We start from the raw sequence: 13,326 nt of genomic DNA, 5'->3' as shown, positions 1-13,326 counted from the left end.
CGATCAGGCCGGTCGCTCGGAGCCGGCGCAGTCCTGTAGCGATTCCGGGGGCGAGTCTGAGCCCTGCCGGGGCCAGCTCGGCGAGACCGGGGTTTCCACGCCGACGACCCGGCAGCCGGCGATCGGCACCGTTTACCTACGTGGCCTCGTGGCCGTGGCGGAACTGGCCGGGACAGGCGCGGTCGGGTGAATCCGACCGGCGTGGGACTCGGAGATCTGGCCACCGAAGAGGACGATGGCCTTGTGTCCGATGATTCAGCAACCCCCGATATGAAACCCCGCAGCCGCGATGTCACCGACGGCCTGGAGAAAACCGCCGCGCGCGGAATGTTGCGCGCGGTCGGTATGGGCGACGACGACTGGGGGAAACCCCAGATCGGTGTCGCCTCCTCCTGGAACGAGATCACACCGTGCAATCTGTCGCTGGACCGGCTGGCCGGCGGTTGTAAGGACGGTGTATTCGAAGCCGGCGGGTTCCCCATGCAGTTCGGCACCATCTCGGTATCCGACGGTATCTCGATGGGGCACGAAGGGATGCATTTCTCGCTGGTGTCCCGCGAGGTCATTGCCGACAGCGTGGAGACGGTGATGCAGGCCGAACGGCTCGACGGTTCGGTGCTGCTGGCCGGATGCGATAAATCGCTACCCGGCATGTTGATGGCAGCGGCGCGGCTGAACCTGGCGAGTGTGTTCCTCTACGCCGGCTCCATCCTGCCGGGGATCGCGAAACTCTCCGACGGTAGTGAACGCGAGGTGACCATCATCGACGCGTTCGAGGCCGTGGGCGCCTGCGCGCGCGGGTTGATGAGCCGAGCGGACGTGGACGCCATCGAGCGCGCCATCTGCCCCGGTGAAGGTGCGTGCGGGGGGATGTACACGGCCAATACGATGGCCAGCGCTGCCGAGGCGCTAGGGATGTCGCTGCCCGGCAGCGCGGCTCCGCCGGCGACGGACCGCAGGCGCGACGGTTACGCCCGGCGCAGCGGGGCGGCGGTGATCGAACTGATCCGGCGGGGGATCACCACCGCCGATATCCTCACGAAGGAGGCATTCGAGAACGCCATTGCGGTGGTCATGGCCTTCGGTGGCTCCACCAACGCCGTGCTGCATCTGCTGGCGATCGCGCACGAGGCCGGGGTCGCATTGAGCCTCGACGATTTCGCCCGGGTCGGCCGGCAGGTCCCGCATCTGGCCGATGTCAAACCGTTCGGCCGGCACGTGATGACCGATATCGACCGCGTGGGCGGTGTCCCGGTACTGATGAAAACTCTGCTGGACGCCGGTCTGCTGCACGGTGACTGCCTGACCGTGACGGGCCGCACCGTCGCGGAGAACCTCGCCGAGATCGCGCCCCCGGACCCGGACGGGAAAGTCGTGCGCGCGCTGACGTCGCCGATCCACCCGACCGGCGGAATCACCATCCTGCACGGTTCACTGGCCCCCGGCGGCGCCGTGGTGAAATCGGCCGGATTCGATTCCGATGTCTTCGAAGGCACCGCCCGGGTTTTCGACCGGGAACGCGCCGCCATGGATGCCCTCGCCGATGGGACGATCACGGCCGGTGATGTGGTGGTCATCCGCTACGAGGGTCCCAAGGGTGGCCCGGGTATGCGCGAAATGCTCGCGATCACCGGTGCCATCAAGGGCGCCGGACTGGGCAAGGATGTGCTGCTGCTGACCGACGGACGATTCTCCGGCGGCACCACCGGCCTCTGCGTGGGCCATGTGGCCCCGGAAGCGGTGGACGCGGGACCCATCGCCTTCGTCCGCGACGGTGACCGTATCCGCCTCGATGTCGCGGCAGGAACCCTCGACCTGTTGGTCGAACCGGTCGAGCTCACCCGCCGCCGCGACGGCTGGGCGCCACTACCGTCCCGGTACACCCGCGGAGTGCTCGCGAAGTATGTACGCCTGGTCGGTTCGGCATCGAACGGTGCGGTCTGCGACTGACTCCGGTATCTCCGGCCACCGGTTCGAGAGCTGAGCACATCGCGTCACGATGTAGTTCGTTCGTGCCTATGCCCCGATCTGCAGGGCCCGGCAGTGGTACTCGCTGCCGGGCCCTCGAACGATTACCGGGCCGAAGCCGACCAGCCGTAGTGAGTCGCGGTATGGCCCGCGGGGACCGTCGCCACGGGCACCCCGGTGCAATCCGGAGTGTTGTACACGCGGAAATCGCGAGTGCTCCGGTTCTCGAACCGGATATCGCGCTGGAATCCACTCGCCCAGCACGTATCGAGATCGCTCAGTTCGAGTGTGTTGTCGATGATCACCACTTCCCGGCCGTCGCCGAAACCGGCCGACCCGGTGGGGAACGCGGCTGCGGCGGGCGCCACCGCGGCGACCGCGGCAACTGCGAGAACACCTGCGATGGAGTATCTTTCGCGTTTCATTAACAGAATCCTAGCCGCGCTCCCGCGGACGCCGCTCAGCACTACCATTTGACGTTGATCGGCCCGGGCGACCACAGACCGCCGTGCATCTCCTGGGTGACCGATGGTTTCGCCGGCCGTGCCGCGCGGTCGATCGGCGTGAACCGCTGCAGCTGACCCCAATCGTGGCTCCAGTCGTCCTTCAGATACGTGGCCAGGGTTTGGGAACGCAGCAGCTGGCGGGTCCAGCCCAGCGGGCCGCCGCCGTCGTGGCTCTGCCACAGCGAGGTGGTGTGCGAGGCCGGGCGGTTGGGCAGGATGCGCCAGCCGGGTGGCTGGGCGATCCCGTCCTTGTGGTCGTAGGGCCGCTGGCACGGGAACTGGAGGCCCACGGCCCAGTCCAGCAGCACCGGCTGGTCCGACCCGATCAGGTCGTTGAGGGTTTGTGTCCGCGGGATACGCGGTGGGGTGAGCGCCATCCACTCCTGGGCATCGACGGACAGATCCTTCGCCTTGATGCGGACCACATCGGCCTGCTCGGGGATCTCGTCCAGCGGCACCCGCAGATTCCGCCAGGACGGGGTCGGGCCGATATCGATGGGCATCACCTGACCGAGGGGCCGGGCGCCGGTCGCCGATTCGGCGGTGCCGTATTCGATATCGATCGGCTGGCCGGGCATCACCGAACCGTCCTGGGTGGTCGCCCGGAAGCGGCCCGCCGCGGTGATCGCCATGATGCCGTCGCGGTCCTGCGGTTCGGGCAGCCGGTACCAGCCGGTGGTCAGTTCGGCCGCTTCCTGCTGGCCGGCGGTCCCGAGCACCGGGGTGGTGGCGGACAAACCGAACGGCAGGGGAGCGCCACCGGTCTGCGTCCGGGAGCTGCCGTCGGAGCCCTCGTCTTCCAGGGCGTCGGCGATACTGCTCTCCTCGTCCTTCGTCTGATCGTCATCGGAGGTCACGTTCGCGACGCCGTTCGGTACGAAACCGGCGCTGTCGCCGGCGAAGGTGCTCTCGGCGTCGCCGGACAGCGGGGTGAGCATCGCGGCATTCGGATCGGTTTCGACGAGCACATCGTTGGCCATCCCGCACGGTTCGCCGCGGACCGCATCGATATTCGACCGGGCCAGCGAGAACGCCGGGTATTGTGTGGCGGCGGCAGTCGCGAACGAGCCCACCTGGAACACCACGATCACCGCTGCCGCCACCGTCAGCGGCGGGATCTTCGCCAGCCGCCAGGCGCGGCGCGATACCCGATGCGGTGTTCCCGGTTCCGGGGCGCGCAGATGCCACCAGCCGGCGAGTATCAGGCACACCACGGCCACGGTCAGGAAGATCTCGCTCATCCCGAGACCGGCGATCGAGGGCGGCTCGTTCCACCACGGGATCCCGTGATCGGAGGCGTAGAACCATTTGTTGACGCCGGTGAAGATCTGCGCCATCGCCACCGCGACAACGGCCGCGAACAAGGCCCGGTAGCGCGGGGCTCGCATCACCTTCGGTCCCACCGCCATCGCGGTGACGACGGCGACGGCCCCGGCGAGCCCGGCGAAAACACCGTTGTGGTGGGTGAACTTCGTCGGGACGGTCGCCATCAGCAGCATCGCGCCGAAGGTGATCCCGAGCAGCCGTTTTGCCGGGCCTGGCGCGACGAACGGGATCCGGCCGCCCTTACGCAGCATCACGAACGCGCACACCAGCAGTCCCAGCCACATCGCGACCATCCCGAACCGGCGCCCGATCGAACCGTCGGCCGTGGGGGTGAACAGTCGCTGGTAGGCGACATAGTCGTCGTACCAGGGGATGGAGGGGCCCACCTCGTTGTGCACGCGGGTCATCTCGAACATCGCCGACAGCGGCTGGACGGCGAAGGCGAACACCAGGACGAGCGTTCCGGCGGCGGCCAACGGTGCCAGCAGTGCGCCGTAGGCCATGATCCGCGCGGACCAGGACGGTCCGGCCGACATCTTCCGTGCCCGGGCGATACCGAACCGGACGACCGATCGCGCCCCCGCCGCCAGCGGCGCGAAACAGATCACGCCCGACGGCGCCGCGGTCAGGCTGAACGCGGCGATCAGAATGGCGATCGCATACGGCAGCAGCTGCCTGGTCGCGATGGCACGTTCGACGAAGCACCAGGTGAGCAGCACCGCAACCGCGATCACCGGTTCCGGGCGCAACCCGTTGTTGTACGGCAGCCACACCGCCAGGAATCCCAGCGCACCGGTCCAGACGACGACCTTGTCGTGCCGCAGGACCACCCCGAGCCGAGGGATCACCTCCCGGCTCAGCGCCAGCCAGGCGAGGAACCCGGCGAGCAAGGTCGGCAACCGCACCCAGGGGCTGGCGATGCTGAGCTCGGTCATATGGGCGATCACGTCGTAGGGCGGCGTGCCGACCGGGTTCTCGGGGACGCCGAAGAACCGGAAATAGTTGGCCATATAACCGGATGCCAGCGAGGTGCGGGCCATCCCGAACTGGTAGCCGTCGTCGGAGGTCGTGGATCCGATGAAATGCCAGACCACAAGGGTCGTGAGCACCGTGGCGTCGACAGCGGTGAAGGTCAGCCAGCGCTGCGGTAGCAGGCGGCGTATCCGCCGGCCTGCCGAATGGTCCAGCCGGAACAGCGCCACGAGGGAGACCAGTGCACACAGCACCGCCAGCACCCCGGCGGCCCGTTTGACGAAGGTCGGGACGACCGAGAAACGGCTGTCCACCTCCGCGGTCACCGTCGTTCCGGCCGAATCGGTGAGATCGCTGAAGACGCCCACCAGCTGTGGCCGGAAATCGCCGGCGAGGAACACCGGCTCGGTATCGGTTCCGGTGAGCTCGGCGGTGGTGCCGGAATTATCGGAGTGCACGGTGAGGGTCGCGTCGCCGAGCTCGGCGACCGGGACACTGAACATCGACTGGCTGCGCAGCACCACCTCGAGGCGGGCGGGCGAGCCGTCCGCCGCGGGCTGGACCCGCGCAACGAATCCGTACTTCTCCAGATCGGGCGCGTCGGCGGGCATGGTCGCCGCCGCCAGACCGCCGTCTTCGGTCAGCTGCTGTAGTGCCGAGCCGGGGATATCGGCGTCGAACGAGACCGGTGCGTAGGAGATCAGCGGGGCCGCGATGCTAGCCGTGGAACCCTGCTGCGGCCACGTGAGTGTCGTCTTGTCCACATGGACCGGCAGGAGCGGGACAGCGAGGGCGAACAGGGTGGCGAGGAGGCCGGCGAGCAACGCCACCGGCCTCGCCCATTGTCCGCGTGCGGACCGGGTGGCCCGAGATTGCTCCGGGGGCGTCAGGTCCGCCCTCACCATGGTGTCGGTCACGGGGGGCGATGGTAACGTGACGCATTCGTTACCGGCGAAGTCGGGCAAAACATCCACGGTGGTCGTGTTCCTTCGCGACCGTGTGAGCAGGGACGATTCCGGATCGGCGGTTCCGCGGCCGGAATGCTCCCCGGAAACATGGGCGTGAAACGGAACTATTTCCGTTCGGGCCGGTTTCTTCCGGAACAGCCCTGTTGTCGTCCATGTCTCGCCGTTGTCGCGGAGACGGAGTCTCGCGCCTCGCAGGCGGTCGGCCGACCGGTTAGTCGGGTGCTCGGCGTGAGGTGGATCCAGACAACTGGCGCAATCTGCAGGCATGAAGTCGGCACAGTGGGTAACGTCGTTACCGAATGGTGGAAATGGGGTTCTTGTTGCCGTGATGCTCCCGATCGTGGAGCCTCGCAAGACCCCCGCAGCGATCGAAGGAGTTCGCCGTGGCCCGTGCAGACCGGATCTATTGGGACCCCTTCGACCGTGATATCGCCCGCGACCCTTATCCGATCTACCGCCGGTTACGTGAGGAAGCGCCGCTCTACTACAACGACGAGCACGATTTCTACGCGTTGAGCCGCTACGACGATGTCGACCGCGCCCTGCTGGACTGGCAGACCTTCTCGTCGTCGCGCGGCCCCATCCTGGAGATCATCAAAGCCGGCGTCGAGATCCCGCCGGGCACCCTGCTGATGGAGGATCCGCCGGCGCACGATATCCACCGCGCGCTGCTCGCACGGGTGTTCACGCCGCGGCGAGTGCTTTCACTGGAACCGCAGATCCGGGACCTGTGCATCCGGTCGCTGGACCGCCTCGCCGGCGCGGGCCGATTCGACCTCATGACCTCGTTCGCCAACGAGGTACCGATGCGGGTGATCGGCATGCTGCTCGGCATCCCGGAATCCGACCAGCAGGGTGTCCGCGATCGGGCGGACGCGAATCTGCGCACCGAACCCGGACAGCAGATGCAGATATCGGAGCAGGCCATCCCGCACACCGATACGTTCGCCGAATACATCGACTGGCGCGCCGAGCATCCTTCCGACGATCTGATGACCGAGCTGCTGAACGCGCGATTCGAAGACACCGAAGGGGTGACGCGCACTCTGACCCGGCAGGAGATCCTGACCTACATCACGGTGGTCGCCGGCGCCGGCAACGAAACCACCGCCCGGTTGCTCGGCTGGCTGGGCACACTACTGGCCCGCCACCCGGAGCAGCGGGCAGAATTGGTCGAGGATCCGCGGCTCATCCCGAAGGCGATCGAGGAAACCCTGCGTTTCGAACCCACCGGACACGCCATCGCTCGCTACGTCACCACCGATATCGAACTGCACGGCACCACGGTTCCGGCCGGTAGCGCCATGATGCTGCTGGTCGCCTCCGCCAATCGTGACCCCGGCCGCTGGGACGATCCGGATACCTTCGATATCCACCGCCGGATCAGCAATCTGCGGACCTTCGGCTTCGGCACTCACTACTGCCTGGGCGCCTCGCTGGCCCGGCTCGAGGCGCGGGTCGCGCTGGAGGAATTCCTGAAACGCTTCCCGGAGTGGGAGGTCGACTGGGACGCGTTGGAACTCTCGTCCACCTCGACCATGCGTGGCTGGGAAACCGTGCCGATCACCGTCGATCTGCCTGCTGTGCATGCCTGAATCCGGCGAGATATCGGTCAGTAGCCGGCGCTCTTCGGAGAATGCCGAATCCGCTACGAAGCGATACCGGTCGGGCGTAGGCTTCGGATTCGATCGACCCGAATCTGGAGTGCAACATGGCCGGTGCTGCGGAAATGATGTCCCGAGGAATGAGCGCAGGCGATCAGCTCGCCCGCCACGCACGGAAGACACCGGACACTCCGGCTTTGAGATTCGGTGGAATATCGCGTAACTACCGCACCTTGGACGAGCGGGTTTCCCGGTTGGCGAACGCATTACGCGACCGCGGGGTCGGCGCGGGGGACCGGGTGGCCGTACTGGGCCTGAACTCGATGGAGGTCGTGGAGGCGTTTCTCGCACCGATGCGGGCCGGCGCGATCTGCGTCCCGATCAACTTCCGGTTGACCGCCGCCGAAATCGCTTACCTCCTGGAGGATTCCGGCGCGGTCGCGGCCGTGGTGGACGCCCGGTTCGCGAGTGTCCTGGCCGATGCGCGGCGCAAGGCGCCCGGATTGCGGACCTGTCTGGTGATCGGCGGCGAACCCGGCACCGCCGGGGAGTACGGCGAGGATTACGAGACCGCGCTCGCCGCGGCCGATCCGGAGTGCCGGGCGAATCCCGTCGACGAGAATTCGGCGGCGTACATCATGTACACCTCGGGCACCACCGGCCGGCCGAAGGGTGCGGTGCTGACCCATGCCAACCTGCTGCTGCACGCCTTCAGTGTCAGCCTGCACCAGGGCACCGCCGGCGATGTCGACCCGGTGGCGCTCAACGGCGCACCGCTGTTCCATATCGCCGGGTTGTCCAGTTATCTGATGTGCCTGCTGCCCGGCGGTACCTTCGTGATCACGGCCTCCGGTGGATTCGATCCCGCGGCCTCGGTGGAACTCCTGGCGCGGGAACGTGTTTCCAGCTGTTTCTTCGTCCCGGCGCAATGGCAGGCGATCTGTGCGCTCCCGGATATCGGGAAATACGACCTGTCCGCGCTGCGCCAGATCTCCTGGGGCGCGGCGCCCGCCTCGACCACGTTGTTGCGCACCATGATCGAGACGTTCCCGCAGGCATCGGTATCGACGGCATTCGGGCAGACCGAATGCAGCCCGGTGACCTGCACCCTGCGTGGTGAGGACGCGATCCGCAAAATCGGCTCGGTGGGGATGCCGATCCTGAATGTCGAGATGCGCATCGTCGACGACGAAATGAACGATGTGCCGGTCGGGGAGGTGGGCGAAATCGTCTACCGGGGACCGACGGTGATGAAGGAATACTGGAACAAGCCCGACGAGACCGAACGGGCCTTCGCCGGTGGCTGGTTCCACTCCGGCGATCTCGTGCGCCAGGACGAAGACGGCTATCTCTATGTCGTCGACCGGAAAAAGGACATGATCATCTCGGGCGGGGAGAACATCTACTGCGCCGAAGTGGAGAACATCCTCGCCGCGCACCCCGGGATCGCCGATGTCGCGGTGATCGGTATCCCGCATCCCACCTGGGGCGAGGCGCCACTCGCGGTGATAGTCGCGGCGGATCCGTCCACACCGCCGACCGCCGCGGGAGTCGAGGAATTCGCCCGCACCCAGCTGGCCGGATACAAATGCCCCAAGGAGATCGCGGTGGTCGCCGAGCTTCCGCGCAACCCCAGCGGAAAGGTACTGAAAACAGTGCTCCGGGAGACGTATGCACAGGGTGCTCCGTAAGGCCCGGAGCGTGCACCCGGAGGTGATCGGCCGGCAGAGCCGTGATCGCCGGCGGGCTCCACACGGTATGGAATCACCGGGATCGCAACGGGACACAGCCGCATGAGGCATGAGACCGTCGCTGGTACGCCCGCTATATCCGGCTGCGGCGCGGGATTCGGTGCCCGGAAGACCGCGCGCCGTACCCGGTCAGGTGTCCGGATTTCGGTTAGTGTGGCGACTCACGCGTCTGTGAGTTCGCGCGGGCCGGTGCCGGGCCGGTTCGCCGTCGACGAGGGGAATCCCCGTGAATCTGTGGAGTTATGTCCAGGGGCGAGGTGAGACGCTGGCGTTCCTCACCTATCAGCATGCGTCACTGGCCTTCCAGACCGTGCTGGCCGGCAGTATCGTCGCCGTCCTCATCGCCGTGGCGGTCTACCGGCTGCCGCTGCTGTCGGCACTGTCGCTGACCTCGAGCCGGGTCGCGCTGACCATCCCCTCGCTGGCCCTGCTGGCGCTGCTGCTGGTGCCGTTCGGGCTCGGTGTGGTGCCTTCCTTCCTGATGCTGGCGTTCTTCGCGGCGCTGCCGGTGATCGGCAATGCGATCGTGGGATTGCGTTCGGTCCCGGCCTCGGTCGTCGAATCGGCCCGGGGTATCGGCTTTTCCCGGTGGCGGATACTGCTCACCGTCGAACTGCCCATCGCCTGGCCGGTGATCCTCACCGGTATCCGGGTGTCCACGCAGATGATCGTCGGCGTCGCCGCCATCGTCGCCTACGTGCTCGGCCCGGGCCTCGGCTCGCTGATCTTCAACGGCCTGTCCCGGCTCGGCGGTGCGAACGCGCTGGAAATGGCGTTGACCGGCACCATTCTCATCGTCGCCATCGCCCTGGTTTTCGACGCGCTGCTCGTCGGGCTCGGGCGTTTCACTATCGCAAAGGGATTGTCATGAGCGAGGCTGTCACCGGCCGGCCCGCGCCGGCGACACCGGAACGGGCGGTGACCGGCGCATCCATCACCCTGGATTCGGTCGTCAAACGCTACAAGGGCCAGGAGGTTCCCGCGGTCGCCTGCCTGGACCTGGAGATCGCGGCGGGGGAGATCGTGGCATTCGTCGGGCCGTCGGGCTGCGGTAAGACGACCACACTCAAGATGATCAACCGGTTGATCGAACCGACCGAGGGCAGGATCCTCATCGGCGACCGCGATGTGACCCGGGAGGACCCGGACAAACTGCGGCAGTCCATCGGCTATGTCATCCAGTCCGGTGGCCTCTTCCCGCACTGGACGGTCGCCAAGAACATCGGCGCGATACCGCGGGTCCTGGGCTGGGACAAACAGCGGATCGCCGAACGCACCGAATACCTGCTCGACCTCGTCGGTCTCGACCCGGCGGAATTCGCGGGCCGCCTGCCGAAGGATATGTCCGGCGGGCAGCAGCAGCGCGTCGGGGTGGCGCGCGCACTGGCGGCCGATCCGCCGGTGCTGCTGATGGACGAACCGTTCGGCGCGGTCGACCCGATCACCCGGGCCCGCCTGCAGGACAGTCTGCTGGCCATCCAGCACGAACTCGGGAAAACCATCGTGGTGGTCACCCACGATTTCGAGGAGGCGACCAAACTCGGCGACCGGGTGCTCATCCTGTCCGAGGGCGGTCATATCGAGCAGTACGCGACCCCGGAGGAAATCCTCACCGACCCCGCGACCCCCTTCGTCGAGGAATTCGTCGGCTCCGGGGCGAAACTCGCGTATCTGACCGTATCCCGGGTGCGCGATGTCGAAACCCACGACGTGATCACCGCCCGCGTAGGGGAACCGGCGCCGGCCGTGATCGAACGCGCGAAAGCCGCGGGGCACACCTGGGTGGTGGTGGTCGACGCCGCCGGACGGCCGCGGTCCTGGCCGACACTCGCGGAAATGGAGACCAAACCCGTGATCTCCGATTTCCTGGACCGGCGGCTGCCGGTGGTCGCCCGGTCCTCGACCCTCAACGACGCACTGGACGCCATGCTCGCGACGAGCCAGGGCGCCGCGCTGGTCACCGACGGTCGCGGGGCGGTGGTCGGATCGCTGAGTATCGGTTCGGTGACCGAACTGATCCGGGACAAACTCGCCGAAGTACGCGAGGAGGACGCCGAGGTCTCCTACACCACCTACGTGGACGGAACGGATCCGGCGCCGACTCCCGTGGTCGCGGCCGACGACGAGCCCCCGGCCCCGGCCGCACCCGGGGGCGAACGTTCCGCACCCGGAACCGGCGCGCAGCTCCCGGCGGCCGGCACCGCGCCCGAGTCGGCCGGCTCCGCGCGTCCCGAGCCGACCGCGCGTGGCGGCACCGCGGAACCCGGTGGCGACGACAGTGATTCGGCCGGGCCGTCATGAACCGGCTGCGCCGCATACCGTTGGATGTCTGGTTCGAACCGCTCATCATCGTGATCATCGGCGCCGGTTACCTGCTGTGGTATCGATCGACGACCTTCACTCCGACCGAGCAGGCGTCGCTGAGCTGGGCGAACCTGCAGACCACCATCCTCGAGCACATCAAACTGACCGTGGTGGCCACGGTGATCGTGGTCGTGGTGGCGATACCGCTGGGTATCGCCCTCACCCGGCCCGCGTTGAAAAGATTCGAACCCCTCGCCGTCAACATCGCCAATATCGGCCAGGCCGCGCCCGCGGTCGGCCTGCTGGTGCTGTTCACGTTCTGGCTGGGCACCGGCTTCCGAACGGCGATCGTGGGCCTGGTCGTGTACGCGGTACTGCCGATTCTGCAGAACACGATCGTGGGTCTGCGGCAGGTGGATCAGCGCACGATCGAGGCATCGCGCGGGATCGGCTTCTCGGGCACCCGCACCCTGCTGCAGGTGGAACTACCGCTGGCGGTGCCGGTCATCCTCAACGGGGTGCGCACCGCACTGGTGATACTGGTGGGCACCGCGACACTGAGCACCTTCATCGGCGCCACCAGCCTCGGCACGCTGATCACCACCGGGGTCACCCTGTTCCTGCCGAAACTGCTCGTCTCCGGCGCGATCCTGGTCGCGCTGCTGGCATTGATCATCGATTGGCTGGGCCGGCTCGTCGAACTGGCCGCGACTCCGCGAGGTATCTCATGACCGCGCCCCGCGCCCGGCTGCTCGCCCTGGCCGCCGCGCTGGCGCTGCTGCTCACCGGGTGCGGACTGGTGAGCTCGTCGGGGACCTTCCACGATGCGACCCTGCCCGGCGGCGCCCGCCCGCTGGACGGTGCGCGGCTCACCGTCACCTCCAAGAGCTTCACCGAAGGGGTGCTGCTGGGCAAGATCACCGCCACCTATCTGGCCGCGGCGGGTGCCGAGATCACCGATCTCACCGGCGCCCCGGGATCGGCGTCGTCGCGGCAGGCCCAGCTGAACGGAGACGCCGACGTGCTCTGGGAGTACACCGGCACCGGCTGGGTGAACTACCACAACCAGACCGAGATCATCCCCGATCCCCAGGAACTGTGGCAGGCCGTCCACGATATCGAGAAAAGCGAATACGACCTGGAATGGTTGCCACCGGCCAACTTCAACAACACCTACGCATTCGCCGCGTCGGCGCCGGCAGCCGAACGGCTGGGTGTGCGCTCACTGTCCGATGTGGCCGCGCTTCCGGTCGCCGACCGCACCTTCTGTGTCGACGACGAATTCTTCAGCCGTTCCGACGGTTTCCTGCCGATGCTGGAGAAATACGGGATCCCGTACAACGATCCGAACGGTGTGCCCGCCGCGAACGTCACCCGGATGGACGCCGGCGTCGTCTACACGGCGACGGCCCAGAGCGCCCCTTGCAACTTCGGCATGGTCTACACCACCGACGGCCGGGTGAAGAACCTGAACCTGGTGGTCCTCGACGACGACCGGAAATTCTTCCTGCCCTACAGCGGCACCGCGGTGGTGCGCGGCGAGATTCTCGAACGATATCCACCGGTGCGCGAACTGCTCGCCACGATCTCCGAACGCCTCACCGACGACCTGATGCAGGACCTCAACGCCCGCGTCGATATCGACGGCGAGGACCCGGCCGATGTCGCCTACGACTGGCTGAAGAACGAGGGACTGGTCGAATAGACCTTGCCGGTGCCCCCGCGGGCCGGGGTCGCCCAGGTTATCCCCGGCGCCGTCGGTAGCCGAGCCCGCAAAGTTCCCGCGCAGGTGCGCCCGGTCAGTAGGCGGCCGCTTCTTCCTCGCCTGTCCGTATTCGGCCGAATCGCATCGCGGCGCGCACCGCCCGTAGTAACTTTTCAATCAAGTGATTGAACGACGAGGATCGGGCGCGTAGTGGGTACAACG

General features: G+C 67.1%; 9 protein-coding genes. 7 read left to right on the top strand and 2 right to left on the bottom strand.

Annotated features, from left to right (window positions below):
- Positions 1 to 270: 270 nt before the first annotated feature.
- A complete protein-coding gene (gene ilvD / locus QH196_RS24555; RefSeq protein ID WP_280418230.1) occupies positions 271 to 1,950 on the top strand; it encodes a dihydroxy-acid dehydratase in 1,680 nt (559 codons plus the stop codon).
- A 122-nt stretch (positions 1,951 to 2,072) separates the two neighbouring features.
- Here the strand turns inward: ilvD and QH196_RS24550 are convergent, their stop codons facing one another.
- A complete protein-coding gene (locus tag QH196_RS24550) occupies positions 2,073 to 2,393 on the bottom strand; it encodes a hypothetical protein (protein ID WP_280418182.1) in 321 nt (106 codons plus the stop codon).
- A gap of 41 nt (positions 2,394 to 2,434) precedes the next feature.
- Positions 2,435 to 5,677: an arabinosyltransferase domain-containing protein gene (locus tag QH196_RS24545; protein ID WP_432279553.1), complete on the bottom strand. Its 3,243-nt coding sequence runs from the start codon at positions 5,675 to 5,677 to the stop codon at positions 2,435 to 2,437.
- A 446-nt stretch (positions 5,678 to 6,123) separates the two neighbouring features.
- On the opposite strand from QH196_RS24545, the gene QH196_RS24540 reads away from it, so the two are divergent.
- The 6 genes from QH196_RS24540 (at position 6,124) to QH196_RS24515 (ending at position 13,104) form a co-directional block, all read left to right on the top strand.
- Complete coding sequence (locus tag QH196_RS24540; protein ID WP_280418180.1) at positions 6,124 to 7,335, top strand: cytochrome P450; 1,212 nt, start codon at positions 6,124 to 6,126, stop codon at positions 7,333 to 7,335.
- A 116-nt stretch (positions 7,336 to 7,451) separates the two neighbouring features.
- Positions 7,452 to 9,035 (top strand): long-chain-fatty-acid--CoA ligase, encoded by a 1,584-nt coding sequence (locus QH196_RS24535; protein WP_280418179.1) that lies wholly within the window; start codon positions 7,452 to 7,454, stop codon positions 9,033 to 9,035.
- A 286-nt stretch (positions 9,036 to 9,321) separates the two neighbouring features.
- Positions 9,322 to 9,966 carry an ABC transporter permease gene (locus QH196_RS24530; RefSeq protein ID WP_280418178.1) on the top strand — a complete coding sequence of 215 codons (645 nt, stop codon included), beginning with the start codon at positions 9,322 to 9,324 and terminating at the stop codon, positions 9,964 to 9,966.
- Complete coding sequence (locus QH196_RS24525) at positions 9,963 to 11,396, top strand: ATP-binding cassette domain-containing protein (protein ID WP_280418177.1); 1,434 nt, start codon at positions 9,963 to 9,965, stop codon at positions 11,394 to 11,396. Before QH196_RS24530 ends, QH196_RS24525 begins: the two co-directional genes overlap by 4 nt.
- On the top strand, positions 11,393 to 12,130 hold the full coding sequence (locus QH196_RS24520; RefSeq protein WP_280418176.1) for an ABC transporter permease: 738 nt from the start codon (positions 11,393 to 11,395) through the stop codon (positions 12,128 to 12,130). Before QH196_RS24525 ends, QH196_RS24520 begins: the two co-directional genes overlap by 4 nt.
- A complete protein-coding gene (locus QH196_RS24515) occupies positions 12,127 to 13,104 on the top strand; it encodes a glycine betaine ABC transporter substrate-binding protein (protein WP_280418175.1) in 978 nt (325 codons plus the stop codon). Before QH196_RS24520 ends, QH196_RS24515 begins: the two co-directional genes overlap by 4 nt.
- Positions 13,105 to 13,326 lie beyond the last annotated feature (222 nt).

Origin of the sequence: Nocardia carnea, assembly GCF_029868325.1 — a bacterium.
Classification (GTDB): Bacteria; Actinomycetota; Actinomycetes; order Mycobacteriales; family Mycobacteriaceae; genus Nocardia; species Nocardia carnea_C.
Note: the sequence above shows the minus strand (reverse complement) of the source record. Positions and strands in the feature narration are given on the sequence as shown.

Excerpts from the sequence above, each read along its gene's own strand:
- QH196_RS24545 (WP_432279553.1), bottom strand. The coding sequence starts at position 5,677 with ATGGTGAGGGCGGACCTGACGCCCCCGGAGCAATCTCGGGCCACCCGG.
- QH196_RS24515 (WP_280418175.1), top strand. The coding sequence starts at position 12,127 with ATGACCGCGCCCCGCGCCCGGCTGCTCGCCCTGGCCGCCGCGCTGGCG.
- QH196_RS24550 (WP_280418182.1), bottom strand. The coding sequence starts at position 2,393 with ATGAAACGCGAAAGATACTCCATCGCAGGTGTTCTCGCAGTTGCCGCG.
- QH196_RS24525 (WP_280418177.1), top strand. The coding sequence starts at position 9,963 with ATGAGCGAGGCTGTCACCGGCCGGCCCGCGCCGGCGACACCGGAACGG.
- QH196_RS24535 (WP_280418179.1), top strand. The coding sequence starts at position 7,452 with ATGGCCGGTGCTGCGGAAATGATGTCCCGAGGAATGAGCGCAGGCGAT.
- QH196_RS24520 (WP_280418176.1), top strand. The coding sequence starts at position 11,393 with ATGAACCGGCTGCGCCGCATACCGTTGGATGTCTGGTTCGAACCGCTC.
- ilvD (WP_280418230.1), top strand. The coding sequence starts at position 271 with ATGAAACCCCGCAGCCGCGATGTCACCGACGGCCTGGAGAAAACCGCC.